The organism is Metabacillus idriensis (assembly GCF_009674765.1).
In the GTDB taxonomy this organism is placed as follows: Bacteria; Bacillota; Bacilli; order Bacillales; family Bacillaceae; genus Bacillus_P; species Bacillus_P idriensis.
Map to the genome: position 1 here is coordinate 1,517,949 of NZ_WKKF01000001.1, position 24,625 is coordinate 1,542,573.

Sequence of the window (24,625 nt, forward strand, 5' to 3'; positions counted from 1 at the left end):
CTAATTCTGCGGGATCTGAACCCTCTGATTCTTCTAATAAAGTAAAGGATTCAGAAAAAATGGTCATTAAATTAGGACATGTAACTAATGACCAATCCGCCATTCATAAGGGGTCCATAAAATTCAAAGAAATTATTGAAGAAGAATCAAACGGTACAATGGAAGTACAGGTCATACCAGGAGGTCAGCTTGGTAATGAAAAGGACTTAGTGGAAAGTACACAAATCGGAACAATTCATATGACCATCCCCTCGGCAGCCGTTCTTTCAAATTTTGTACCAAAGGCTTCAGTATTAACACTTCCATATATTATCGAAGGGAAAAATGAAAGAGAAAAATATGAATACTTTCACAAACTTGCTAAAACTGATGTATATAAAGAAATTGCTTTACAAAGCAATGAAGCTGGATTAGAGATATTCCCTGAAGCGGTCTGGTGGGTTGGGGATCGCCATGTGACAACAAAAGATAAAACAATTGAAACACCAGAGAAAATAAGAGGTTTAAAAATTCGGACTCCAGATGCAACTGCACATACAGAACCATTTAGATTATTAAAAGCAAATGTCACCCCAATGAATATTACCGAAGTATACATGTCTCTTAAAACGGGGACTATTGAAGCTCAGGAAAACTCCATTAATCAAATTTATACAAATAAGTTTCAGGAAGTACAGAATGTTGTCAATTTAACTGGCCATATGACACAGAATGAATTGCCGGCAGTTAATCTTAATTGGTGGAAGGGATTAACAGAGGATCAGAAAAAAATGATCACTGATGCTATGGCTGTATCTGGTGAATACATGTCTGAATTGCAATTAAAAGCGAATGAAGAAGAATTAAATCTTTTAAAAGAAAGCGGCATGAAAGTTGTTGACGTTGATATTGACGCTTATAAAGCTGCTACAAAAGATACTTATAAAGCTTTTGAGGATAAATTAGGAAATGGATATTACGAAAAGATAAAGGATGCTCAAAAGTAAATATCATATTAAGCTGGATCACCTTTTATAAGATGATCCAGCTTAATAATAAGGAGATATAAAGATGACTAGAGGAAAATGGATGTTAAAAAACATTGAAGAAATAACAGCCTGTCTATTTTTTCTCATCATGTGCATAGCTGTAGCACTTGGAGTTTTTGCCCGTTTTTTTGAGGTGCAAATCGTATGGACAGATGAACTGGCCAGGTATTGCTTTATTTGGACCGTACTATTGGGATCTGTAGCTGCATTAAAAAGTAAAAAACATATAGCCATTGATTTTTTATTAACGATTCTGCCAAAGAAGATACAAAAAAGCATCTATTTTTCCATACAAATTGGGTTACTCACTTTATTTGGATTTATGATTGTGTACGGCTGGACGATAACACAACAAACCTGGATGGTACCAACGACAAGTTTAGGAATCCCAACCGGAATCATCTATTTATCAGTACCTGTTTCTTGCAGCCTAATGTTTATTTATACATTAATTGATGCTTGCAGTGTTTGGAAAGGCGACTGGACTCTGAACAACAATATAAACAAAGGTGTTGAAATCTAAATGCTGATTTTATTGATATGCGGACTGCTGCTGTTGCTGATACTTGGAGTTCCGGTCGGTTTTGCTCTATTAGGTTCTTCCTTTATAGCCGTAATCTTTGGAGGATCAATAACATTGGAGACATTGCCGCAACGTCTTGCACTTGGATTGGATTCTTTTCCGATATTAGCCATACCTTTGTTTATTCTGGCAGGAGGGCTAATGGAAGCGGGTGGAATTACAAAGAGGTTAATTAACTTTTCAGAAACACTTGTTGGGCACATAAGAGGAAGCTTGGCACACGTGACAGTTGTATCAAATGTTTTTATGTCAGGAGTTTCAGGGTCAGGAGTTGCCGATGCTGCAGCAACTGGAACAGCTTTGATTCCTTCCATGGTGAAAAGAGGATACGGCAAAGGCTTTGCATCAGCGATACTAGGTGCCAGTGCTACAGTTGGCCCCATTATTCCTCCCAGCATTCCAATGATTTTGTATGGCAGTATAGCAGGAGTTTCAATCGGAAAACTGTTTTTAGGAGGTGCCGTTCCAGGCCTTATGATGAGTTTGTCTTTAATGGTGATCGCCTATATTATTGCCAAAAAGAGAAACCTTGAAAAAAGAAATAAGGCAGGCTTTAAAAAAATCTTGTTCGCTTTTAAAGAGGCCATTTGGGCACTTTTAATGCCTATAATCATCATTTATGGAATTTTCTCAGGATTATTTACAGCAACTGAATCTGCAGTAATCGCAGTAATCTATTCTTTATTTGTCGGGATCTTTATCTATCGGGATCTGAAATGGCGGGAAATACCGAAAAAATTATTAGAATCAGTTAAAATGACAGCAAGTGTCGGCATCATTATAGCGGCATCAGCACCTTTTGCATGGATCATGGCTTTTGAACAAGGTCCGCAAAGACTGCTTGAATTATTTCAATCCATATCGGATTCCTCTATCATTATCTTGCTTTTGTTAATGATAATATTACTAGTTCTAGGATGCTTTTTAGATGGTACGGCAATTATTATTATTACTACGCCAGTTGTTCTTCCTTTGCTGGCTCAATTTCAAATTGATCCACTGCATTATGGAGTCATACTTGCCATAAATGTTATGATTGGCACGATCACGCCGCCTGTAGGTGTTATTATGTATGTTGCAACCGGAATATCAAACAGCAGCATCATTGAATTCACTAAAGAAATAATACCTTTTTTACTGACCTTGTTAGGATTGCTGCTATTGTTTGTGTTTGTGCCGGAAATCATTACTTTTTTACCTGATTTATTGTTAAAAGAATGATCGTTTTACTTGTGTATTAATTGGAGGTGGAAGATTGATTACGCCGAGAATAACCGTTGTAGGAAGTATAAACATGGATTTAGTAACAACAGCTTCATCATTCCCGATCCAGGGAGAAACAATAAAGGGCTCAAAATTTAAAACATTTCCAGGCGGGAAAGGAGCAAATCAAGCTGTTGCTGCCTCTCGGCTTGGTGCAAATGTCACTTTAATAGGCTGCGTTGGGTCTGATGATTTCGGAAAAGAGTTAAAAGACCGTTTGCTTAATGAAAATATTCAGGTGGATCATCTGAATGTAATAGAAGGAAGTTCAACCGGAATTGCTTCCATTACAGTAAGCAATCAAGATAACAGCATCATAATTGTTCCAGGAGCAAATGATCTTCTTTCCCCAGAAATGATAAGTGAGAAAGAAGAGGTAATAGCTGAAAGTGATCTGTTATTACTTCAATTAGAAATACCGCTCTCCTCAGTGATTAAAGCTGCGGAATTAGCAAAAAAACATAGTGTGAAAATCCTATTAAATCCAGCTCCAATCGAGAAGCTTCCTGACTCACTGCTAGAGATGGCTGACTATTTAACACCAAACGAACATGAAATGACATATTTTAAAAACAATAAACCAATTCAGAAAAAAATGATTGTAACTCACGGATCTAAAGGTGTTATTTTTACTGAAAATGGGGAACAAAAATGTATAGAGGCACACCGAGTGAAAGTTGTTGATACTACAGGAGCAGGGGATACCTTTAATGGAGCGTTAGCAGTATCTTTGAGTATAGGAGATTCATTAGAACAAGCATGCCGTTTTGGAAATGCTGCAGCTGCTCTAAGTGTGACGAAATTTGGGGCTCAAGGCGGAATGCCATTCATAGAAGAGGTAAAAAAGATTTTATTGAATAATAGACCTGATTAAGAACATTGCTGAAAGCAGTGTTTTTTTATTTATCAAAAATCAAATTAAACTATGTTCTAAATAAACAACATATAAACATTGTTCTCAGACAATAAGAGATAAAACAAAATATTAGAGAAGCTGATGTATACAAAATAAAAAAGAACCAGACTCAAGAAATGTGTTAAATTCAGATTTATTATGTAAACTAATTAAACTAAACAAGAGAGGACATATAAGAATTATAAAGATCAAACTTACAACTAATTGTGTGTTTGGCAACTGCAGCAAACTAATGGAGCGAACCAGAGTATTTGAAATACAACTATCATTTAATAAAAAATCAATTTAAAGTTGAATGTTGTTAATAAATGAATTTAGCAATTTAACAATTTTAATGAAGCTAAAGTAGAAATGCTTAAATTTTTCATTTTGTCTCACTATCTTAAGTTTACTTAGCTTATGAGACGGATTATATACCTTATAATATAACTACCTATAATATATATTATGGTGGGGGCGTTGTTATAAATCAAAACCGGTTAATAACCAGCCTACTCTATTCTGTGTTTATGGCCAATCTTTTTAAGGTTATCAAAATTTATAAAGTTTACGCTATATTCTAATACGTCATTAACAAATAAATCATGAGTCTTAGCAAATTCTTTAACCATTGTTAGTAATTCCTTATCGTAAGTTGTTTTAAATTGAATTCTATCTTTTGGTCTAAGTTTTTTATTATAAGTAATAACGCCTTGATTCAGCACAGTTTGTAATCCACTTTCCAATAAGTAATTAGGATGAGTATTATATTCAGCAGCAAATGTATTTAATTGATCAATGATAGATTTGCTGACGTTTGTTCTAAATTTCACCCTTGAAGTATCAGTTTGTTGAATTAATTTTCCGTTTACTAATTTCCACATATTTTTTCTCTCCCGCTCAATTAATTTAGACGCTGTGTCATTCTTTCTCTTTTTAAAGAATCATATATTACAGTATTGTTATTATATATAATTTTTGACAGTTTAGGTAGTTCATACTTTCCTTTAACCCAAACACGATATATGACATTTTTAGATTGACTAAATTCAGTCGTAATTTCAGAGCGCAAATCCCAATTTTGGAACGTTAACAATAATCCATTAGCAAAATGCTTACTTGCGGTAGTAATGTTTAAAACATATCCTGTTTTTTGTACCCAGCCATCGCCTTCAATCACTCCACATATAAAAGATGGTAAAAATTCATCTGGAACATGGGAAAAAGGAACACTTAATGACTTATTTGCAGTAACTCCTAATTTGTTTAAGTCATCTTTTATAATTTTTGAGTTAATAATTAATGTTGGGGTTAGTCTTGTTTTATATTTAGGAGCCAGTATGTAATCCGCGTCCATGTACTTTGCAATTAAGCGAAGTATTTTTTCGTTTTTTTTGTGAAAACGTAACACTATGCAGAGTATTATTAACACAGCCGTCAGTTACAAATAACCCCAGTACCCATGCCATTTCATGTGTCCAATTCTTAAAGAAATGTTCGTTCAACTTATGCTTACGGGGTTGTCCAGAGAATTGTTCCCTATTCATTGACACACCGTGTTTATACATCACATTTCGAATCGCACGGTCTGAGATCCCGCTTATTTGAACCATTTCTTTAAAAGGTATGCCGCTTTTGTACATATTAATTATTGTTTCGTCTGTTATACCTGGATTTCTTGGCATTAGATTCTCTCCTTTCTTTTAGCTTTAATTCTATTTTATCACACGAAAGAACAAGTGTTCTGTAAATATTTATTAAAAAATTTTTTAGTTTATTCTCTTCTTTTACTGTCTTTGCCAGATAAAATCAGTTAGTATAATTCAGTTTCTTATTATAAAATGTCAAATCCCCATCCACATTCTCTAACCATAGCTGCTCAGGTGCATGAATTCCATTTTTAATCCAAATTTCTCCATTTCTTCCTTTTCTGAACCAAGCAATATATGGAGCAACAACTTGAGGATTTGTATCTGATTCATGTTTCTTAGGGTATGTAAGCTGCTTTTGTTTTCCTGATCTTATGTTAACAACATAGAGAGAGGTATACATTTCCGGGACTGGACCCTCTTCCCACTCTTTATTTTCTTTTGCTCGTGAAACAATGACTTCGTCCTTAGACAGCCATTCAATATCCAAATCTACATAACCTGCTGGTGTATATTTCTTTTGAATAGCTGCAGCTGGAATGTCTGCTATGGTCGTTTTTTTATTTTGAACAAAAAACCTGCCTTCACCGGAGATGTAGGCTAGTTTATTTTCTGAAGGAGCCCATTGTATCCAATCTTCATATATCAGCATTTTTCCTACAGATTGAAAATTGGTCCCTGATGCCGACAAGACACACAACGTATTGCTATCAGCTGACCATGAGGCTGTAGGTGTTGCGAGAAAGCTCAGCCAGGATTGATCTGAACTCCATTTAAAAAAGTTAGCATCAATTGCAAATAGGTCTGAAGTGTTTGTTTTAATCGTATAAAATGACTTAATTTTGGTTGTATCAAGCTGAGCATCCACCGGTACTTTGAAAAGATGAACAGGTCCCCAGCCTGTAGGCAATAAATCTGCTTGTGAAGATACGATGAATGACTTTCCATCTGGAAACCAGCCAAAATCGCTTACTCCAAGAGATACATTTTCAAAGCCTTTCGGGATCCCGTTTCTGTTTTGGTTACATTTAGTACTCCGAAAGAGTTGTAAGCCAGCAGGTTTGCGGATGGTGACCATTGGAAATTCCTTGTTTCAACTGTTGTATAGGGCTGATAGCACTTTTTCTGTTTTGTATCATAAATAAACAAATACATCTTTTCACCATTTTTGTCCCCGTCTAAATATGCAATAAACCGGCTATCAAACGACCACTTTGGGTCATAAACATAACTCCCGGCTGTTACCTGATATTCTTGGCCGTCCTCTATCATCCAAAGCTGTTGATCTCGGATAAATGCAGCTTTAAGCGGGACTTCGGCTGAAGCAATTGGTAAACAAGTGAGAAAGCTTATGATGAAAACAAACAAAATTTTAATCCCCATTGAACATCCCTCCTATTTCTAAGATGTCCAGTTTAAAAGTAATCATGTTGCCGATCAAATCCACTTCGATGGAAATGCGATTAAATAAAAAAACTCCCAGACGGACTGAAATCGTCTAAGAGTTTTTGAAAGTATGCCACATGTTAAATTCATCTTAACATTCCATCATATCTAAACAACTTGTGAGCACATCTTTATCAATCTCATTCACTTTATCATATTTCTCTTTATACATAGCTCTTACAATTTCTTTAACCTCTTTCGCCGTTATTTCGTCACCTTCCAAGGTTTTTAAATATAGATTCAATGGGACACTGCTGTCACCAGTATGCAGTGGAGGCTGAAGATAATTTATTTCTTCAAACTGGATGTAGCTGTTTCTTTCAAAAAATCTCTTTCTCTTAATACAGTCTTCCTTTTCTTCTGCTGTATGGGCCATTTCCTCTGTTTCTGTTTCCAGTATCAAAGATTCAAGGGATAAATTCCCCGCTGCTAAAGCGTCTTCTTTTAATAATTCTTCCATTTTCAATAGTGTTTTTGCCCCTAATCCTTTGCTTCTCACAAAGGGATTAGTAACTATATAAACGATAAAGCCCGAGTTTACGTCAGCCAAATAATGTCCTGTTGCAAAGGAAACCATCTCCTCTCCCTCGAATCCCGCTAAAAACCGAAACGTGTTAAGCTTTTCATTTTCTGCATAGGCTAAGCTCTTTAAAAAAGTAGATTCTGGCTCTCTTACTTCGAACGGAAATGTATTGTTGTAGAGTTTAAAAACCTCACTTAAATGATTTAATTGCTTACTTGTGATTACTTCCCATCTTATCTCCATACATACCTTCCTTCATTCAAAAAAACTTACATTGCTATAGACGATGTATAATGCTTTTTTATATCAAGTATCAGCTTACCAAACCTCTTTAAGCGTGTCCCTGAAGATCATGTTTAATTTTGAAGTAGGATCTTCATTCTTTAAGTTCAATTGTTTTGCGTACTCTTTAAGTCTAATGATTTCAGAATCTAAAAACTCATTAATAACATCAATTTTAGGTTCTTTGTCTAATTCATCTCCGCTTATTTTCCGTTCAAGCAAAGTCAAAATTTCATCTTTAAGCAAACCGCCCTGCAGCATTTCATCCAGGAGCACTTGAAATTCCATGGGAGGAAAATCGCCGAGCTGCTCAATCCATCTGGCTGCAAGTATGGGCCGAAGTACATAAAAGTATTTTTTAATTCGCACGGTATCCCCTTGCAGATACTCGCGGTAGTTATTGCCCGCCATATTTAAGTAATGATAAATGGCAGAATGCGGTGTGAATACCTCTGTTTGCAGAGCTGCCATTTTATCAATTGTTGAAAAAGCTTGATAATAAACAATCGGAGATCTCATCCATTCCATCAGAGGCGGATTTGATTTTCGGAATAGCTTAAGCGCCTTTGTCAGGTCCCAGCCTGAAACATCCAGGATGTCATTTATCGGACGTTCAATTACATCACGATTGGAGCCGACTCCAATGGGATCAATGCTTAAGTAATGTTCCGCTTTATGTATATAGATAAATCTAACGTCATAGTCACTGTCTTTTGAAGGGAAGCCCCATGCTCTGCTGCCGGATTCACAGGCATAAAGAATTTTCACCTGATGAGTTTCTTCTATATCTTTCAGCACTTCAAGTATTTTCTCTTTCATGTTGTAATCTCCTAAATGGTTTTTCTTTTAAGTATACATGCCCATTTTCATCCTCTGCATGATTTTTAGATTAAAAAAGAAACTGCCGCAGCAGCCTCTTCTTAACCTTCTTATTTCCATTCTGCAAGCACTTCATCCAAACAGTCAAACTGAGAAGCCATACCCTGCTCGACGCCCATTTCAACGACTTTCTTCAGTTCATCTTCTGACGAGAATTGGGAACGGACTGTGAGTTTTGTATTTTCGCCCGAATCTTCAAACAGCATGGTAATGATCATTTCAGGCATTTGATCTGATATGCTGCCGTCTTTATCTGAGAATGCATCGGCATAGACAATTTTTTCAGGTACGACAATTTCTTTATAGATAGCTTTGCCCCACGATTCCATCCCGTAAAATTCTCCTTGGTTTTTATCCTCGCAGCGCATGCAATAGTGCCAAACACCCTCTTGTTTAAATTCAAACGTTTTATTTTCTGTTTTCCATCCTTGGGGCCCCCACCAGCTTTCCAGATTCTTCGAGTCTGAGAATGCTTTAAATACAAGTTCTCTTGGTGCATGAAAGGTTCTCTCCATAATCAATTCTTTGCCCTCAATACGTGAAGTCATGTTGACGATCCCTTTGTTTGATGACATATCAGATTCCTCCCAGAAATTGATTTTACCCTATGTCATTCTGCCTGCTGTTCAATAATTCCTGCATGAAGTATAAGTATACATAAAAAATGCTCCCATCTGATGGAAGCACTTTTCTACTATATTATTATCTGTCTTCGCCAACTTGCACAACTTGATTAGAAACCATAGTATCTTCTTTTATTTTAAATAACGGGAGAATCAGCATTGTTCCCAGTAAGAATAGTACGCCTGACACCGTGTAAACGCCTGATAATGTCAGCGGTGTCTTAAGGAGACCTGATAAGGACATGCCGGCAACCATCATCCCCATAAACAGCGGGTTAAGAACACCGTTAACACGGCCAACAAATGATTCATCTGTATTTTTAAGGATCAGCGTATTGATTCCGATGTGGATACATGGGAAAAACATGCCGTTTAACAGCTGTAAACCAATGGTAAGCGGAAAGCTCGTTGACCATCCGATGCTGATGGTAAAGATCATGCTTGAGAAAATGCCGATTGCAAGAAGCTTTTGAGGCGAGATTTTTTTAGAAAAGGCAATGACAATACCGCCTCCGGCAAGCATCCCAATTCCGTTCGCCATAATCAGCCACTGCAGATAATCTTTTGATAAACCAAGATTCTCAATCGTTATAAAGATCATCAGCGGAGAGATTAATCCGACTGCCAGACCGCAGGCTGCAAAAACGCCGCCCATTGTAGTCAAAACTTTTTTCCCGATGACATATCGGAAGCCGTCTGCAAGTTCCTTCTTGAAACTTGATTCTTCTTCAGTTTTGACTTTTTCAAGATCACGCGGCAAGAAGGTCAAAACAGCAGCAGATAATAGGAACATAATTCCCATCACAATGATTGACGTGTAGATGCCGTAAGATTGATAAACAAGAGTTCCGATAACTGGACCGATGACCATAAATACAGCCATTAAGGATTGAAAAATAGCCATGGCAGATTGCAGCTGCTCTTCAGACACGTGCTGTTTTAACAGCCTCATAGCTGATGGCATGGAGAATTGCGAAAGAATCGCTGAAACCAATGTTGCAAAGAAGATGGCATGCCATGAACCGTAAATCAGAGTTAACAGAACAACAAAGATCGATGCGGCCGAGAGTACGTCACACCATACCATGGTAAGTTTAGGCTTCCACCTGTCGGCAAATGTTCCTCCGATAATAGAAAAAATAAATATCGGTGCGAATTCTGCAATGGATATAAGGGATACATATACAGGATCATTGTTGGTAAGATCAGTAACGTACAATAAGATGGCAAAGTTTCTGATCCAGATGCCAAGCTGAAGCAAAAAGTTCGAGCCCATGATCGCAAGCACGATCCTGTTTTTAAATAAGTTTCCTGAAGTCTTCCTGTGTGCGGGCAAAGCTTCAGTTAAGTTTTTTTCCATTTTCATCATGCCTTTCCAGCTTGAAAAATTCATGCATTAGTGATGTGAATAGGTTGAAAATCTTTTTACCCTCATGTTCCCCTTTCGTCTATCTTTTCAGACCAGAAACAACACACACTTTCTAAATATAATGTCATTTCTCAAAATCATTCGTCATTTATATTCTGTTCCTTCCCTATAAACCCCTCCTGGTTTTCATTAAAAAAGAGATCTTAAGAAGATACAAAGAAAATTATATACGATTTTTGGAACTTAGAGATATTAATTTTTCTTAAACAAAAAAAGGGCTGCTGCCCTTCTTTAATCGATTATTTAATTTTTTTCGCCAACCCATGCCAGATGTGGTAAACATCCTTGCATAATGCTGCAGCATCCTGCTGAATCCAGCCTAAAAGGTCTCTCGTCCTCCGTTCCTTTTCTGAAATGGGAACAATGCCTTTTCCCGTCTCCAGCATGATCATAATAACTTCTCTCTCTAGCTCGGCCAATTCATTCAAATAAATTCGCCAGTTTTCTCTAAGTTTAAAAGCATCATTGTTGTCTTCCATGATCCATTGTTCGAATCCTTCCAATACAAGCGGTGCTTTTGAAGAATTATCTTCTTTCCACTGCAGCATTTGGTGGCCTTCATATGCTGAAATCCACGAGACATCGTGCCATTTACTTTTTACAAAGTCTCTTTTCCCGCTGAAGGCTCCTCCGATAATGAGATGCATTTCCATGTCCCCCTTTCTGCTCTCAACTCAAGTACTATGGCTTTTCCAAAAGATACAGAAGTGTCCCAGAATGAAGCTTCGGGAACAAGGTCAGATACGATTTTTCTAATCACACCTCCATGAGTCATAATCGCTGCGCTGCTAAGTTTGGATTTGAGAACCTCGGATAAGAAAGATGAAACCCGTTCATGAAATGCGATGCCGCTTTCTCCGTCAGGCGTGCTGGTAATTTCCCAGTTATCGAGCCAGCTGGAATAATGGAAATCATTTTTTAGGTCCTCATAGGTTTTGCCTTCCCAGATCCCGAAGCTGATTTCCCGCAAGCGCGGGTCTTTAATAAAGGACACTTCTGGGAATAAAAATGCTGCTGTCTGCTGACACCTGAGCAAATCGCTCGAATAGAAAGCATCCGGAAGATGATTTAGCAGGTATTTTTTTAGAGATTCATATTCTAAATACGAATCTTCCATTACAGGCAGGTCCGTGTGGCCTAAATATCGTTTTTCTTTATTCCATTCCGTCATACCATGCCTAATAAGAATAAGCTGTAAAGAACGGCAAGATTCCATAGCTCAGCCCCCTCAATTGAAGCACCGACTGTGTCTCCATTTATTCCTTGAAACTGTTTTACAGCCCATTTTCCGAAGATATAAGAAAAGCAGATCTGCAGGCAAAACATAATAGAAAAAGTCACTGGGAAGGCTGCAAATGGAAGAAGCAAGCAGGCAGCGATGATCACGTCCCGCTTTGATAAATGCTGTTTCCAGTAATGCGCCATTCCCTTGTTTTGAAAAGGATGAAATAAGAATAGCTGCAATAAAGCCTGAAACCGTGCCATCATGGGGATTGCCAGCAGAAATAGAATGTTCTCGTTAACCTCTAAAACTGCATACAACAGCACACTTTTCCAAAGCAGCAAAAAGACAGCGCTCAGCACCGCAAAGCTTCCTGCCCGCGAGTCTTTTAATATCTCAATCTTTTTTTCTGTACTTCCGTTAGAACCAACGGCGTCTGCCACATCCATGACACCGTCTAAATGGAGACCTCCTGACAGGAAAACCCACAGAGTAAGGAGGATAAGTGTCAGCATATAGAGCGGAAGTAGTCCATTCAATAAATAATATACGAGATAAAGTGTTCCTCCTATTGCGAAGCCTGCGAAGGGATAAAACCGCAAGGTCCATTTAAGGGTTTTGTGATCCATTGGGCAATTCACCGGAAGAGGAATCCTTGTCAGAAATTGAAGAGCAAGAATCGCTCCATACATCATTTTTTTCATACTATCCCTCCAGGTGAAATCATTGAAACATTTTTTGTCAGGTCGCCTTTGATCTTCCAGACGACTGGTATTCCGCAGATGACTTCAAGTACTGTGTCTGCTTCTTTGACAGTCCGTTTATGTAAAGCTTCAAGACAGCTTATATAGTTCGCAACATACTTGTCCTGAATGGGAAATCCTTCGTTTACATCATTTGACACAATGAAAAGGTTAAATTCCTTTTTTCGGGCAATAGATAATGTCTTTTCTAACCGCTTCACTATTTCGTTTGATGAAAGGTTTTCACTGAACATTAAACTGCTCGTCCAGACGGTTAAACAATCTATTAAAACCACAGTTTTATTTGGAAGGTGTTTGAGTGTTTGATCAATAAAATAGGGTTCTTCAATGGTCACCCATACATGTCCCCTGTCTCTTCTATGCAACGCTATCCTCTCAGCCATTTCTTCTCCCGTATCTTTAGCTGCTGTTGCAATATAGTAGGGTTTCTCACCTTTAGCTGCATCCAATGCCATTCTTTCTGCTAAACTGCTTTTCCCAGACCGTGCTCCGCCTGAGATAAAGGTAATCATGATTGCTTTCTCCATTTCCTTAAGGCAGTAAGCAATGTTTCATTTTCCTCTCTTGTCCTGATTGCAAGGCGGATAGAGGACCCTCCTATACCGTGAAAATTCATCGTATGTCTTGCAAGAATCCCTTCATTTGCAAGAAATAACAGCAGGGGTTCATGGTTTTCAAGCAGCGGATCGTTTACTAAATAAAAATTGACACTTGAGGCTGAAACGCTGAAGTTTAAAGCTTGAAGCTCCGTTTTTATCTGCTTCCATTCTGCTTGAAGCCATTTTTTTGTTTCTGCCAAATGATCGTATGTATGCGGCATAGCATGAATCATGCCAAGAGCAGCGCAATTGACGCTCCATGGAACGGACATGGCTTCAAGTTTCTTGATGATGGAATGACTGGCCAATAGATAGCCTGCTCTTATTCCCGGCACGGCATATATTTTGGTGAGGGAGCGAATGATGATGAGATTGGAATAGTGCTGCAGCAGTCCTTCCAGACTTTCGTCTTTCTCTGTAAAATGGATGAAGGCTTCATCTATGATGACTGCTTGTTCATTCAGGCATGCGGAATCCAAGAGTTTTATCACCACTTTCTTAGAAATGATTTCTCCAGTAGGATTGTTGGGTCTGCACAAAAACAGGACATCGCTATTAAACCGTCCGGACCCCGTCTCTAACTCCTCATAGCTCAGATATGTCACCTCAATATTATTACTGAGGCAGGCACGCTCATATTCACTGAATGTCGGCTGAAAGATGCCTGCTTTCCCACTTTTGAAAAGTCTTGCTGCAAGGAAAATAGCCTCTGCTCCGCCATTTGTCAGGAGAACGTTTTCAGGTTTTACTCCTTCAAACGCTGCCAGTATAGCTCTTTCTTCCGGATACTCAGGGTCAGGATAAATATTACTTGTATGAGTAATGCTTTCTTGCATGGCTTTAAGTATTGCCGGTGGTGTTCCAAGTGGATTTAAGTTGGCGCTAAAATCGATGAACTCTTTCTCTTTAATTCCCTTCTTTCTTAGAACAGCTTTAATACTTGCAGTTTTACCGCCGTGCTGTGGCCACATATTATTGCCTCCCTAATCCAAAAAGAATCAAATAACCTGTCAAAAAAAGAATCCAGGCACTGTTCATAATGAGAATTGCCTTTTTTATATGGATAAAAGTCAAAGGTTCGAGCGGATCACCAAGCCTTGCCCGTTCTGAGACAATTCCGCCATATACATTCACACCGCCCAGCTGTATGCCGAGCAGTCCCGCAGTCATGGCTTCCGGCCAGCCGCCGTTAGGACTTGGATGCTTCGGTGCATCTTTTATCGTTACGGATAAGGCATGTATTCTTCTCATTTTTTTTATAAAAAAACTGCCGGTCCACATACACCCTGCGCAGATACGGGCTGGAATCAAGTTGAGAAGATCATCAAGTCTTGCAGGTCCAAAGCCGAAGTCTATAAATCTTTCATTCTTGTATCCGACCATCGAGTCGAGTGTATTGACTGCCCTGTATGCAAGGGCTAGCGGTGCACCGCCTATAATAGCAAAAAACAGCGGGGAAATGATGGCATCAACCGTATTTTCTGCCACCGTTTCAACCGTTCCCCTGACAACTTCAGGTGAAGGAAGCTTGTCAGTATCTCTTCCCACTATAAACCCCAGTTTTTTCCGCGCTTCAGCAAGATCTCCTGACTTTAGAGGATGATAGACTTCCATTGCTGCATCCCTCAGCCCCTTAATGGCGATAGTTGTAGAAATAAGATAGATTTCAATGGCAATTCCAAGCAGATAAGAAATCGCATAAAGCAGTTTTAGCAGAAACAGAGAAATAATGAAAACAGAAAAAGGCAGAAACCCAGCAAGCATGATGCCTTTAAGCTTTTTCCTGTCCCCTTTATTCCATGCTTTTTCAATTGTGCTGATAACCTTTCCGAAGAAGATGACAGGGTGCGGCAGCCATTTTGGATCTCCGATTACAAGATCAAGCAATACACTCAGCAAAATGAGCAGGGCAGTTCGCTCATCGAAAGACTGCATGAGGAGTCTCCAGTCTTTTTAGAGCAGTCTGCAAGAGATCTTCGGCTGCTTCAAAGATCCGTTCTAGATCAGCCGGATTTTGCTGTTTTTTCTGAATGCCAACTACGATTTTTCCAAAGTTCTGCTCAGAATGCCATTTGATAGCATTTATTTTTAATGCCAAATTAATTAAATGTGCGTCGTCTAAAGGTGCATCCGTCAAGATAGCGGCGTGCACTTTCCCCTCAAAAGGAGAATGAGATACTATGGCACAGAACGTAAAGCCGCTCTGATTTACGATAAACGAATTCTGATGCAGCTCTTTTTGCGGCAAGTTTTCATTTAAAGACCAGAGAATATAAGGCTGTTTGCTTGAGAAAAAGATGGAATCTCCGCTCTCTGGCAGTTCAGATTTTGAAAAAATCCACTGTCTGCTCCAGTGAAGACCTTTTCCGTCATCCCCTGCAGAAAGTGTTCTGAAAGGTTTCTGCATTTTTAAGTATGCTGACCTTTCTGTTTGCTGAATTTGGACAGCAGACAGGAGATTGACAGGTTTTTCTGCCATATATTCAGGAGAGAGAGAAATTTGCGTTTTTGAAACAGATGGATGAGAAGTGAAATTGAGCTTAACTTCATAGACATTTGAAAATGTGTTCTCGTTTTGCAGATGAAGGCTCTCATACTTCCCTTCCAGCTCTCCGTTCTTAAGCAATCCGATCGAATCTGCATAGAGTGATGCCAGATTCAGGTCGTGCAAAATGGCGAGGATGGTCAGATTCATGTCTTTCTGCAATTTTTTCAGTAATTCCAAAAGCTCTTTCGTATGCTTTACGTCTAAATGATTTGTTGGCTCATCGAGCAGAAGCAGTTCCGGTTCCTGAGCCAGCGCTTTTGCAAGAAGCACTCTTTGTTTTTCTCCGCCGCTTAAGGAATGATAAGGGCGTTTGCGGTATTCCCAGACGGAAGTCTGCTTCATGGCAGTTTCTGCCGCCTGCACGTCCGCCACCGTGTTTTCTTTAAAAAACAGCGCTTTTTGATAAGGATACCTGCCGAGCATGACAATCTCTTCAACTGAAAAATCAAGCCCTGCTTCGTTTTCCTGGGTCATAACGGCAGCTTTTTTAGCGAGTTCTCTTTGTGAATATGAACCTAGCGGCTTTGCACCTAGAAGGATTTCCCCATCATGTACGGGCAATGCCCCCATAATCAGCCGGATGATTGTTGTTTTTCCGCTGCCGTTAGGACCGATTAAAGCAAAAAAACGTCCTTGTTCGATGGAAAAAGATAGATCCTTGATGACCGCTTTTTTTCCGTCGTAACCTCCAGTCAGATTATTGACCTGCAGCATATGCATCCTTCCTTCCTTTATAGATGTGTCTTTTTCTGTTTTCGATTTTTGATTAACAATAAAGTGAATATAGGCGAACCGATCAGCGCTGTTACGACTCCTATTGGAAGTTCTTTAGGAGAGATAATGGACCTTGCGAGCAGATCGGCGAGGACAAGATACCCTCCTCCTATCAGCATAGAAAGCGGAAGAACATGACGGTGATTCGCTCCGGCCAACAGACGGACGAGATGAGGAATAACGAGTCCTACAAAACCGATCGCTCCTGACACAGCTACAGCGCTTCCTGTTAAAATGGATGCCGCAATCAAGACAATGGTTTTCTTCTTTTTTACATTCATTCCTGAAAATTGCGCGGCCTGCTCACCCAGTGCCATGTTGTTCAGTTCACGATAATGGAAAAGAATGATCGCAGCCCCAAGTATAAAGAATGGGACAATTAATTGAACGTGCCCCCATCCTCTCATCGCAACGCTTCCCATGATCCAATAGAGAATCTGACTGATATCCTCACGCGGAATCAAGGCAATCAGCAGGGAAATAAACGCACTGATAAATGAAGAAATGATAATGCCTGCGAGGATAATGGTTTCATTTGTAAGCTTTCCGCTTGCCAAGTGAGTTAAAGCAAATACGATGAGCAGCGTCAACATTCCAAAGAGAACTGCGATGATCGGCAGGGTAAAACTGCCCAGAATTGTGATTTGAATTTGAAAAAAAATAATGATGACCGCTCCCAGAGAAGCTCCGGATGAAACGCCTATCGTATACGGATCAGCAAGCGGGTTCTGCAGCAATCCCTGAAACGCAGCACCGGCAAGCGACAATGATGCTCCAACAAAAAAAGCGAGCAAAACTCTTGAGAACCGGATTTCCCAGATGATCATTTCTGTGCTCTTTTCTCCCTGAAACAGCTGAAGATGAAACAATTTGCCTGCAATGATGTTTAAAATATCAGGGACGGTAACATTTACCGCCCCCACAAAGACTCCTGATATCATGCTGATGATGGCAAAGATTGCTGCAAATAAAATAAGAAACCGATGTTTATTTTTTGAAAACATCTGGATAAATGAGTTTTCCAAGCTCTTCAACTCCATCTGCTAACCGGGGTCCAGGACGGGTCACCATGTCGCTGTTTACGTCAAACACCTGTTTTGACTGAACAGCTTTTACTTCCTTCCAGCCGCTTCTGTTTAGAACTTGATCAGCTGGATTGTCGACGTAGTAGCCATATGTAGTGATGATGACATCCGGATTGCTGCTGACGATTTTCTCTTCGTCCATTTTTACCCAGCCTTCTTCAGCTGCTGCAACATTTTCAGCTCCAATCATTTCAAGCATTTCATTCATAAATGTTCCTTTACCTGTTGTGTAAATATCCGGCTGCGGTGAGACTTCAATCCAAACGCGTTTTTTGTCTTTAACAGCTTTTGCTTTTTCCTTGATGGTCTCAACTTTTGCATCCATATCTGCGATGATGCTGTCTGCTTTATCTATCGTTCCTGTTGCCTTCCCGACAGTGCGGATGGCAGTGTATACCTGATCAAACGAATTTTGAGAGCCGACAATAAACACTTTGATGCCTGCTGCTTCGAACTGTTTGATGATTTCACCATGATTTTGGGCATGGTAATCCTGCAGAAAAGCTACATCCGGCTGCAGGGCAATGATTTTCTCTGCATTTAAATCCTGTGCTCCTACTTTTTCCTTTTTTAAAGCTGCTTCAGGATAGTTATCATAATCGGAGACACCGACGATTTCCTTGTCAAGTCCAAGGGCAAAAAGCATTTCTGTCGTGCTAGGAAGCAGCGAAACAATTTTGTCCGGTTTTTCCTCTAGTGTTATTTCGTTCCCTGCATCATCTGCAACGGTTACCGGGAAAGCTTCCCCCTTTTTTTCAGCCTGCTGTGTTTGTTCCTGGCTCTTGCTCGCTTGCTGAGTCTGTTCTCCCTGTGTACATCCCGAAAGGATTCCTGCCAGTAAAAGCAGGATAAGGGCAATACGATGAAAATAAGTGCCGAAAGATGTTTTCATTTTTTTCTCCGCCTTTTATGTCATTGTCTGTTTTTTATTTTATTGTACGTTCCTTTGATACACCTGCCGTATCAAATGTTGCCATTCCCTTCACCATTTCAGCGGCTGCTTCAACCAGCGGGTAGACAAGGACAGCTCCAGTTCCTTCGCCAAGCCTCATTCCCAAGGACACAAGCGGCTTTTTCCCAAGTAAATTCAATACATGCAGATGTCCCGGTTCAACCGATAAATGACCTGCAATCATGTAATCACACACATGCCGATTTAATTCAGAAGCAACGAGCGCAGCCGTTGTACATATAAATCCATCTAAAATAACCGGAATTTTTTTTGATGCCGCGTAAAGCATGGCGCCTGCCATCGCCCCGATTTCAAAACCGCCTACCTTAGCAAGAACATCAATCGGGTCATTTGCGTCAGGCTTCAGCTTATTTAGAGCTTTTTGAATCACTTCTGCTTTATAAGCAACCTGTTTTGACTCGATTCCTGTTCCTCTGCCAGTGAGCTCCTCAGGCTTTAATCCGCTCAGAGCAGCTGCAATGGCACTGCTTGAAGTTGTATTGCCAATGCCCATTTCTCCGAGGATCAGGAGCTTAGCGCCATTTTTAATCATAGCTTCTGCCCGCTGCATTCCCACTTCCAGTGAGCGGACTGCCTCCCTTCTTGTCATGGCAGGCTCTACCGCAAAGTTCTTTGTTCCATATGCGATCTTTTCAGAGCGGACACCGGGAATATCTGTTTTCACGCCTGTGTCCACAATTTCCAGCAACCCATTTACCCGTTTTGTAAAAACGTTTATGGCTGCTCCTCCAGACAAAAAATTATTTACCATCTGAGCCGTTACCTCTTGAGGATAGGCAGAGACTCCTTCCTCTGTTACTCCATGGTCTGCAGCAAAAACGATGACACCTGGGGGGAAGACTTCAGGTTTTACTTTAGATGTGATTTCAGAAAGCTGCACAGCAATTTTTTCTATTTCTCCAAGGCTGTTCATTGGCTTTGTTAAGGAATGAATATAGGCTAAAGCTTCGAGCCCTTTTTGCTTGCTGACAGGTTCTATCGCATCTATCTGCTGATAAATATCAATCATTTTGTTTCACCTCCTTTAAATAAAACGTTTTCATTGATTCATAGATCTTTTTCAAATCAACAGAGCCTCTGACGTGGGCAGCAAGTCTGTCATACTCGCTTTCTTTAAAAAAACGGAAGCGGAGCGAGCGCTCAATCGGTTCGAGCCTTTTTTTCTGACGCAGCTTGTTCAAATAAATCCCTCTGAATTCATCATTATGAAAAACATCATGTAAATACGTGCCAAACACCTGTCCATCTCGAGCAGTACACCCTTCTTCGATTCCCGAAAGGACTGAAAAAGGATTCACTTTCTGTGTTGATGCTGTTTGTCCCATATGTATTTCATATCCGGATAAAGAAATTTTTTCAAAATCTTTTAATGAGCAATATCCCTCAGAACGGATGGTTTTCTTTTCAGAAAAGATCGTTGTACATACAGGGAAAATCCCAAGTCCAGTCAGTTCCTGATGATCTGATTCAACTCCGTGTGGATCCATAACCTTTTCCCCGAGCATTTGAAAACCTCCGCAAATCCCTGCAAGTTGAATGCCTTTTTCATAAGCTGAGATTATTTTGTTATAGAGTCCTGTCTGTTTTAAAAACAGCAGGTCTTCAGCAGTATTTTTCGTTCCAGGCAAAATGATGAGATCCGGGTTTCCAAAATGCGCTGCTTTTTTAACAAAACGGATATTCACATCAGGCTCAAGCCTTAACGGATCAATATCTGTAAAGTTTGATAATCTTGGGTAACTAAGAACCGCCACATCAAGCTCTGCATCGTGGTTGGTGCCGTTTGAATACTGGCTTAAAACAAGAGAATCCTCCCCGTCTATTTCCAGGTCCGGCAAAAAGGGAACAACTCCAAGTACCGGAAGGCCTGTATATTTCTCAAACCAGTCCAGCCCAGGCTGCAGCAGAGAAAGATCGCCTCTGAATTTATTGATGATGACCCCGATAATCCGGTTCCGGTTCGCCTCGCTCAGCAGCTGCAGGGTTCCGACCAGGCTGGCAAAAACGCCTCCTTTGTCAATATCTCCGATTAAAATCACTGGAGCCTCTGCGATTGCTGCTACCCTCATGTTCACAAGCTCACGGTCATTTAAATTCACTTCTGCAGGAGAACCTGCCCCTTCGATCACAATGACTTCGTATTTGTTTGACAGCTTCATCAGAGAATCCTTGATTGCCTGCAGCCCTAAATGATAAAAATCCTCTCTGTACTCGGTTGCCCTCATATTTGCATAGGGTTTCCCATGAAAAACCACCTGAGATTCCATGTCTTTTGATGGCTTGATCAAAATGGGATTCATATCAGTCGTGGCTTCTATTTGGGCAGCCTCAGCCTGAATTCCCTGAGCCCTTCCGATTTCCTTGCCATCACTCGTAATATAAGAATTCAAAGCCATATTTTGCGATTTAAACGGGGCTGTTTGATAGCCGTCCTGCCTGAATATCCGGCAGAGTGCTGTGACGAGCATACTTTTTCCTGCGTCAGAATGAGTGCCCTGAATCATGAGTTTTAATGCTTTTTGTGCTTCAATATTCAATTCCATAAATAGCATCTACACCTTCTTCGTAGTAGTGCTTTTCCACATTGATGACAGACACGAGATCCGCGATTTCTTTTATTTCTTCTTTTGCATCCCTTCCTGTCAGAACGATGTGAACGTGGTTCGGGCGGTTTTGAATCGTATGTATGACATCCTCTATCGGCAGAACGTCATCAACCGGGAACTTCTGAATAGCTAGCGCATTATTGATTTCATCAAGAATGACAACTTCATACTTGCCGCTTTCTATCTTTTCTTTAGCTATACTCCAGGCTGATTTTAACGCTTTTCGGTGCACATCAGGTGTTTTTGTCCAAGTGAATCCGGCGCCAAGCTGATGGATCTCTGCACCGCTGAGTTTTTCAAGCACATTTTTTTCGCCATAGGTTCTTTCGGGTGATTTTATAAATTGAAGGATGGAGACTCTCATTTCTCTTCCGATTGCCCTGACAGCAAGACCGATGGCCGCTGTTGTTTTTCCTTTGCCATTGCCCGTAAAAATGAGCACTCTTCCTTTTTGATCATTTCCTGTCATTCCCGCATCTCCTCTTTTTGTCTATAAACATAAAAAAGACCTTGAACTGAATGGAAGTCAGTCAAGGCCTTTAATAAGCAAAAACATACAAACTAAGGGTACCTGACTTATTCTTCCCTCCGAAAAACAAGCAATCAATCTTTAAAAGCAGGTTTCCTGGCTTCACGCTTCATTTCCAGTTGAACCTTCCCAACTTAAAAAGTCAGTGGCATCTCAACTGAATCTGCGCTTACAGTAGCGGGGGCTGCACCGGATTCTAACCGGTTTCCCTATTATCCTGATCTCATCAGGCACTTTTAAAGAATCATATTTTTTGTTCATTGTAATCTATAAAACTGGATATGTCATCAAAATCTTTTTTCTGAAACGTCAGTCAGACTATTTCACGATGAGGGTTAAACCTTCAAGCTCCAAACGAGTCGTAGTTTCCATTTGTGTTTTCTCGCCAAATGTCATCTGGATTCGCTTTTTGAATAATGGACCATCATACACAAAGGTATGATATTCCCCTGCCTCACCCATAGGACAGATAGGCATTGACTTCATTTTTTCTATTAGCTGCTGATCAATTTCCTTGCCAAGCCATGTTTTATCAAGCACATCATCCTGAGTTCTGATGATGACAGCTTTGTATCCGCTATTTACAAAAGCTTGAAGGGCGTGCGCTGCTTCCTTCTTCTCCATCCAGAGCGGATACAGTGCTTCTAACCCGGCAGAGTTCGCTGCATTCTCTCCCCAGCTGCGGTGTTCATCAAGATACAAATCTCCGAAAGCTGCACTTGTAAGATGATAGTTCTCCTTCAACTCTCTAAGTGAATCTATAAAACTTTGAGTATATCCTTTAAATGTGCATCTAATAAAATGCACAGGAATACCTAATGCTTCACTTTGTAATAGAATCGCTTCCATTTTCTCGCCATGTCCGAACGTTCTTTCCAGCTCCACTGGTACAGTGGTTACAAGACAGGCAATTTCATGGCCCTGGGCAATTAGCTTATGGAGTGCCATACAGCCATCTTTGCCGCCGCTCCATGATAGGGCAATCTTTTTCTTCATTCGATTCACCGCTTTCATTCTTTTTATGTATGCTTTGCTTTTTTCCATTTTGATTATGATTCAAAAGAAATCACAAGTCAAAAGAAATTGCCGTCTTAAATGATAAAGTTGTATTAATATACAATAAGTTGCTTCTTAAGACGGCTATTTTTCTATCAAAAAACACCAAAATGAATAATTATCCACTTCGGCGTCTCTTGCTTCTGAATCATCGAATTACTTTACTGATTTTCCCTTTTTCTAGCAGGTTTTGAGAATCATATAAAATCTCCCCGTTAATCATTGTTAATACCACTTTGACATTTTTAATTTCTTTTTTATCCACTTTTAATATACTTTCGCTTAGCACAACGAAATCTGCCAATTTCTGAGCTTCAATGCTGCCTTTGCTGGTTTCTTCAAAGCTTGCGTAAGCCCCGTTCCATGTATAGGCGCGAATAGCCTCCAACACAGAAAGACATTGGTTTTTTCCAACGGGTGAACCGCCGCTTGACTCTCTGTTAACAGCAGCATGGATTCCGAGCAGCGGATCAAGAAAAGTCACCGGGGCATCTGATCCAAATGCAGCAATTATGTCTTTTTCTAGAAAGCCGCGTGCTGGGTACATAACATTCACACGATCCCCGTAATACTCAAGATACTTATCTCCGTTGGCATACATAAAGACTGGATTTGGTGTTACGACAACTTCTAGATCTTTTATTCGTTCCTGAAGATCATTAGAAGCAATACCCGCATGCTCAATCCGGTGGCGGTGATTGTGCCGCGGGAAATCATTGAGTGCCTTTTCAAAACAATTAAGCAGCATTTCAATCGCTCTGTCACCTTGTGCATGAGCCGTAATTTGAAAGCCTTTTTTATGTGCTTCCCCCAAGATCCTGTTTAATTCTTCCTGTGTGTAGTATAGAATTCCATAATCACTGGAGCTATGAGTATAAGGTTCCCGTGTTGCAATTGTAGGTCCTACACTGCTGCCATCTGTAAAAACCTTAGCAGGACCGATTTTAAAGCGGTCATTTCCAAGCCCGGTAATCGGACCTGCTTCAAGCATTTTGCGGACGAAATCATGAGAGCTGGTTAATGAACCAATCATTGCATAGACTCTTACCCGAATATCATTTGACTGGACGGCCTGCTGCATGATGCGCAGCGTGTCAGCACCGTCGCCATATCCGCCTGCATCATGAACACTTGTTATGCCCGCTTTAATAAATGCATCTGAAGCTAATTTCATTCCTTTTCTCACTTCATTTTCACTGAAACCTGCATATTGAAAAAGCTGCATATGCGCATTTTCAATCAGTTTTCCAGTCAATTCTCCATCTGGAAAGCGTTCGATGATTCCGCCTTCAGGATCTTTCGTATCTCTTGAAATCTTGGCCATTTCTAACGCTTTGCTGTTTGCAATTGAAGTATGATTGCACGTGCGGACAATGACGATTGGATGCTCAGTTGATAGTTGGTCAAGTTCTTGTTTTGTAGGATAACGTTGTTCAGTCAGCTTTCCTTCGTTGAATTCAGTGGCGCGAATCCATTGTCCCGGAGGAGTTTCTTTTGCTTTTTTTCTCAATGCTTCAAATAGATCTGACAGTGATTGAATAGAAGGGTCTGTGCAGCTTACTCCCAATAAATTCGTCCCGTATATTGTGAGATGAATATGGGCATCAATAAAGCCCGGCATAAGCGTTTTTCCGTTAAGATCAATGACAGTTGTTTCATCAGTGATATACTCTCTGATTGTGTCATTTGATCCGACTGCCATGATTCTGCTGCCTTGGACTGCAGCGGCTTCAGCTATTCCATCTGTTTCATCAACTGTGAGAACCTCTCCATTTATAAAGACAAAATCTGCTTTCATTATGTTCTCCTTTCATGCCTGAAATAACAATCGCCGGCACCTTAGAACACAAGGAAACCGGCGCGTTTTTT

The 24,625-nt window shown here is 40.1% G+C and carries 27 protein-coding genes and 1 riboswitch; of the genes, 4 read left to right on the forward strand and 23 right to left on the reverse strand.

Annotated elements, in window-relative coordinates; translation table 11 throughout:
* The first annotated feature begins 59 nt into the window (after positions 1 to 59).
* The 4 genes from GJU41_RS07510 to rbsK all read left to right on the forward strand — a co-directional run bounded on the left by GJU41_RS07510 (position 60) and on the right by rbsK (position 3,748).
* On the forward strand, positions 60 to 986 hold the full coding sequence (locus tag GJU41_RS07510; protein ID WP_170292736.1) for a TRAP transporter substrate-binding protein: 927 nt from the start codon (positions 60 to 62) through the stop codon (positions 984 to 986).
* A gap of 64 nt (positions 987 to 1,050) precedes the next feature.
* Positions 1,051 to 1,551, forward strand: a complete 501-nt coding sequence (locus GJU41_RS07515) for a TRAP transporter small permease (protein WP_070877386.1) — start codon at positions 1,051 to 1,053, stop codon at positions 1,549 to 1,551.
* Positions 1,552 to 2,832 carry a TRAP transporter large permease gene (locus GJU41_RS07520; RefSeq protein WP_070877387.1) on the forward strand — a complete coding sequence of 427 codons (1,281 nt, stop codon included), beginning with the start codon at positions 1,552 to 1,554 and terminating at the stop codon, positions 2,830 to 2,832.
* 34 nt (positions 2,833 to 2,866) lie between these two features.
* A complete protein-coding gene (rbsK, locus tag GJU41_RS07525) occupies positions 2,867 to 3,748 on the forward strand; it encodes a ribokinase (RefSeq protein WP_139149131.1) in 882 nt (293 codons plus the stop codon).
* 533 nt (positions 3,749 to 4,281) lie between these two features.
* Here rbsK and GJU41_RS07530 read toward each other — a convergent pair.
* From GJU41_RS07530 to GJU41_RS07635, 23 genes are all read right to left on the reverse strand, one after another.
* Positions 4,282 to 4,653, reverse strand: coding sequence for an rRNA methyltransferase (locus tag GJU41_RS07530; protein WP_070877389.1), 372 nt, complete (start codon positions 4,651 to 4,653; stop codon positions 4,282 to 4,284).
* Between the two features lie 20 nt (positions 4,654 to 4,673).
* Complete coding sequence (locus tag GJU41_RS07535) at positions 4,674 to 5,126, reverse strand: LAGLIDADG family homing endonuclease (protein ID WP_154318219.1); 453 nt, start codon at positions 5,124 to 5,126, stop codon at positions 4,674 to 4,676.
* The gene (locus tag GJU41_RS07540; protein WP_070877391.1) at positions 5,098 to 5,454 is read right to left on the reverse strand and encodes a hypothetical protein; all 357 of its coding nucleotides are present in this window, start codon (positions 5,452 to 5,454) and stop codon (positions 5,098 to 5,100) included. The genes GJU41_RS07535 and GJU41_RS07540 overlap by 29 nt, the downstream gene beginning before the upstream one ends.
* 124 nt (positions 5,455 to 5,578) lie before the next feature.
* Complete coding sequence (locus tag GJU41_RS25365) at positions 5,579 to 6,328, reverse strand: hypothetical protein (RefSeq protein WP_318185328.1); 750 nt, start codon at positions 6,326 to 6,328, stop codon at positions 5,579 to 5,581.
* Between the two features lie 59 nt (positions 6,329 to 6,387).
* Positions 6,388 to 6,801, reverse strand: coding sequence for a hypothetical protein (locus GJU41_RS25370; RefSeq protein WP_318185329.1), 414 nt, complete (start codon positions 6,799 to 6,801; stop codon positions 6,388 to 6,390).
* 154 nt (positions 6,802 to 6,955) lie between these two features.
* Positions 6,956 to 7,630, reverse strand: a complete 675-nt coding sequence (locus GJU41_RS07550) for a GNAT family N-acetyltransferase (RefSeq protein ID WP_070877392.1) — start codon at positions 7,628 to 7,630, stop codon at positions 6,956 to 6,958.
* Positions 7,631 to 7,705: 75 nt separating this feature from the next.
* The gene (locus GJU41_RS07555) at positions 7,706 to 8,488 is read right to left on the reverse strand and encodes a nucleotidyltransferase domain-containing protein (RefSeq protein ID WP_070877393.1); all 783 of its coding nucleotides are present in this window, start codon (positions 8,486 to 8,488) and stop codon (positions 7,706 to 7,708) included.
* A 110-nt stretch (positions 8,489 to 8,598) separates the two neighbouring features.
* Positions 8,599 to 9,123, reverse strand: coding sequence for an SRPBCC family protein (locus tag GJU41_RS07560; protein ID WP_070877394.1), 525 nt, complete (start codon positions 9,121 to 9,123; stop codon positions 8,599 to 8,601).
* 127 nt (positions 9,124 to 9,250) lie between these two features.
* Entirely contained in the window at positions 9,251 to 10,531 is a 1,281-nt protein-coding gene (locus GJU41_RS07565) for an MFS transporter (RefSeq protein ID WP_070877537.1), read from the reverse strand.
* Positions 10,532 to 10,839: 308 nt separating this feature from the next.
* On the reverse strand, positions 10,840 to 11,247 hold the full coding sequence (locus GJU41_RS07570) for a bifunctional adenosylcobinamide kinase/adenosylcobinamide-phosphate guanylyltransferase (RefSeq protein ID WP_070877395.1): 408 nt from the start codon (positions 11,245 to 11,247) through the stop codon (positions 10,840 to 10,842).
* Positions 11,199 to 11,816, reverse strand: coding sequence for a histidine phosphatase family protein (locus GJU41_RS07575; protein ID WP_070877396.1), 618 nt, complete (start codon positions 11,814 to 11,816; stop codon positions 11,199 to 11,201). The genes GJU41_RS07570 and GJU41_RS07575 overlap by 49 nt, the downstream gene beginning before the upstream one ends.
* Entirely contained in the window at positions 11,768 to 12,526 is a 759-nt protein-coding gene (gene cobS, locus GJU41_RS07580; protein ID WP_070877397.1) for an adenosylcobinamide-GDP ribazoletransferase, read from the reverse strand. Before cobS ends, GJU41_RS07575 begins: the two co-directional genes overlap by 49 nt.
* Positions 12,523 to 13,098 (reverse strand): bifunctional adenosylcobinamide kinase/adenosylcobinamide-phosphate guanylyltransferase, encoded by a 576-nt coding sequence (locus GJU41_RS07585; protein WP_070877398.1) that lies wholly within the window; start codon positions 13,096 to 13,098, stop codon positions 12,523 to 12,525. Before GJU41_RS07585 ends, cobS begins: the two co-directional genes overlap by 4 nt.
* Positions 13,095 to 14,156 carry a threonine-phosphate decarboxylase gene (locus tag GJU41_RS07590; protein ID WP_070877399.1) on the reverse strand — a complete coding sequence of 354 codons (1,062 nt, stop codon included), beginning with the start codon at positions 14,154 to 14,156 and terminating at the stop codon, positions 13,095 to 13,097. The genes GJU41_RS07585 and GJU41_RS07590 overlap by 4 nt, the downstream gene beginning before the upstream one ends.
* 1 nt (position 14,157) lies before the next feature.
* Entirely contained in the window at positions 14,158 to 15,120 is a 963-nt protein-coding gene (gene cbiB, locus GJU41_RS07595) for an adenosylcobinamide-phosphate synthase CbiB (protein ID WP_070877400.1), read from the reverse strand.
* Positions 15,104 to 16,447 carry an ABC transporter ATP-binding protein gene (locus tag GJU41_RS07600; protein ID WP_070877401.1) on the reverse strand — a complete coding sequence of 448 codons (1,344 nt, stop codon included), beginning with the start codon at positions 16,445 to 16,447 and terminating at the stop codon, positions 15,104 to 15,106. The genes cbiB and GJU41_RS07600 overlap by 17 nt, the downstream gene beginning before the upstream one ends.
* A gap of 17 nt (positions 16,448 to 16,464) precedes the next feature.
* On the reverse strand, positions 16,465 to 17,532 hold the full coding sequence (locus tag GJU41_RS07605) for a FecCD family ABC transporter permease (protein ID WP_070877402.1): 1,068 nt from the start codon (positions 17,530 to 17,532) through the stop codon (positions 16,465 to 16,467).
* Positions 17,495 to 18,484: an ABC transporter substrate-binding protein gene (locus GJU41_RS07610; protein ID WP_070877403.1), complete on the reverse strand. Its 990-nt coding sequence runs from the start codon at positions 18,482 to 18,484 to the stop codon at positions 17,495 to 17,497. Before GJU41_RS07610 ends, GJU41_RS07605 begins: the two co-directional genes overlap by 38 nt.
* A 34-nt stretch (positions 18,485 to 18,518) precedes the next feature.
* The gene (gene cobT, locus GJU41_RS07615; protein WP_070877404.1) at positions 18,519 to 19,574 is read right to left on the reverse strand and encodes a nicotinate-nucleotide--dimethylbenzimidazole phosphoribosyltransferase; all 1,056 of its coding nucleotides are present in this window, start codon (positions 19,572 to 19,574) and stop codon (positions 18,519 to 18,521) included.
* Entirely contained in the window at positions 19,567 to 21,108 is a 1,542-nt protein-coding gene (locus GJU41_RS07620) for a cobyric acid synthase (protein WP_070877405.1), read from the reverse strand. The genes cobT and GJU41_RS07620 overlap by 8 nt, the downstream gene beginning before the upstream one ends.
* Positions 21,092 to 21,640: a cob(I)yrinic acid a,c-diamide adenosyltransferase gene (locus tag GJU41_RS07625; protein WP_070877406.1), complete on the reverse strand. Its 549-nt coding sequence runs from the start codon at positions 21,638 to 21,640 to the stop codon at positions 21,092 to 21,094. The genes GJU41_RS07620 and GJU41_RS07625 overlap by 17 nt, the downstream gene beginning before the upstream one ends.
* A 129-nt stretch (positions 21,641 to 21,769) precedes the next feature.
* Positions 21,770 to 21,953, reverse strand: a riboswitch (cobalamin riboswitch).
* A gap of 65 nt (positions 21,954 to 22,018) precedes the next feature.
* On the reverse strand, positions 22,019 to 22,696 hold the full coding sequence (locus GJU41_RS07630; protein ID WP_070877407.1) for a Dph6-related ATP pyrophosphatase: 678 nt from the start codon (positions 22,694 to 22,696) through the stop codon (positions 22,019 to 22,021).
* A 208-nt stretch (positions 22,697 to 22,904) separates the two neighbouring features.
* Positions 22,905 to 24,554 (reverse strand): amidohydrolase, encoded by a 1,650-nt coding sequence (locus GJU41_RS07635; protein ID WP_070877408.1) that lies wholly within the window; start codon positions 24,552 to 24,554, stop codon positions 22,905 to 22,907.
* Positions 24,555 to 24,625 lie beyond the last annotated feature (71 nt).

Bases quoted from the DNA above. Each gene is read 5' to 3' on its own strand.
- GJU41_RS07510 (WP_170292736.1), top strand. From the start codon at position 60: ATGGTCATTAAATTAGGACATGTAACTAATGACCAATCCGCCATTCAT.
- GJU41_RS07515 (WP_070877386.1), top strand. From the start codon at position 1,051: ATGACTAGAGGAAAATGGATGTTAAAAAACATTGAAGAAATAACAGCC.
- GJU41_RS07520 (WP_070877387.1), top strand. From the start codon at position 1,552: ATGCTGATTTTATTGATATGCGGACTGCTGCTGTTGCTGATACTTGGA.
- GJU41_RS07530 (WP_070877389.1), bottom strand. From the start codon at position 4,653: ATGTGGAAATTAGTAAACGGAAAATTAATTCAACAAACTGATACTTCA.
- GJU41_RS07535 (WP_154318219.1), bottom strand. From the start codon at position 5,126: ATGGACGCGGATTACATACTGGCTCCTAAATATAAAACAAGACTAACC.
- GJU41_RS07540 (WP_070877391.1), bottom strand. From the start codon at position 5,454: ATGCCAAGAAATCCAGGTATAACAGACGAAACAATAATTAATATGTAC.
- GJU41_RS25370 (WP_318185329.1), bottom strand. From the start codon at position 6,801: ATGGGGATTAAAATTTTGTTTGTTTTCATCATAAGCTTTCTCACTTGT.
- GJU41_RS07550 (WP_070877392.1), bottom strand. From the start codon at position 7,630: ATGGAGATAAGATGGGAAGTAATCACAAGTAAGCAATTAAATCATTTA.
- GJU41_RS07555 (WP_070877393.1), bottom strand. From the start codon at position 8,488: ATGAAAGAGAAAATACTTGAAGTGCTGAAAGATATAGAAGAAACTCAT.
- GJU41_RS07560 (WP_070877394.1), bottom strand. From the start codon at position 9,123: ATGTCATCAAACAAAGGGATCGTCAACATGACTTCACGTATTGAGGGC.
- GJU41_RS07565 (WP_070877537.1), bottom strand. From the start codon at position 10,531: ATGGAAAAAAACTTAACTGAAGCTTTGCCCGCACACAGGAAGACTTCA.
- GJU41_RS07570 (WP_070877395.1), bottom strand. From the start codon at position 11,247: ATGCATCTCATTATCGGAGGAGCCTTCAGCGGGAAAAGAGACTTTGTA.
- GJU41_RS07575 (WP_070877396.1), bottom strand. From the start codon at position 11,816: ATGGAATCTTGCCGTTCTTTACAGCTTATTCTTATTAGGCATGGTATG.
- cobS (WP_070877397.1), bottom strand. From the start codon at position 12,526: ATGAAAAAAATGATGTATGGAGCGATTCTTGCTCTTCAATTTCTGACA.
- GJU41_RS07585 (WP_070877398.1), bottom strand. From the start codon at position 13,098: ATGATTACCTTTATCTCAGGCGGAGCACGGTCTGGGAAAAGCAGTTTA.
- GJU41_RS07590 (WP_070877399.1), bottom strand. From the start codon at position 14,156: ATGTGGCCACAGCACGGCGGTAAAACTGCAAGTATTAAAGCTGTTCTA.
- cbiB (WP_070877400.1), bottom strand. From the start codon at position 15,120: ATGCAGTCTTTCGATGAGCGAACTGCCCTGCTCATTTTGCTGAGTGTA.
- GJU41_RS07600 (WP_070877401.1), bottom strand. From the start codon at position 16,447: ATGCTGCAGGTCAATAATCTGACTGGAGGTTACGACGGAAAAAAAGCG.
- GJU41_RS07610 (WP_070877403.1), bottom strand. From the start codon at position 18,484: ATGAAAACATCTTTCGGCACTTATTTTCATCGTATTGCCCTTATCCTG.
- cobT (WP_070877404.1), bottom strand. From the start codon at position 19,574: ATGATTGATATTTATCAGCAGATAGATGCGATAGAACCTGTCAGCAAG.
- GJU41_RS07620 (WP_070877405.1), bottom strand. From the start codon at position 21,108: ATGGAATTGAATATTGAAGCACAAAAAGCATTAAAACTCATGATTCAG.
- GJU41_RS07625 (WP_070877406.1), bottom strand. From the start codon at position 21,640: ATGACAGGAAATGATCAAAAAGGAAGAGTGCTCATTTTTACGGGCAAT.
- GJU41_RS07630 (WP_070877407.1), bottom strand. From the start codon at position 22,696: ATGAAGAAAAAGATTGCCCTATCATGGAGCGGCGGCAAAGATGGCTGT.
- GJU41_RS07635 (WP_070877408.1), bottom strand. From the start codon at position 24,554: ATGAAAGCAGATTTTGTCTTTATAAATGGAGAGGTTCTCACAGTTGAT.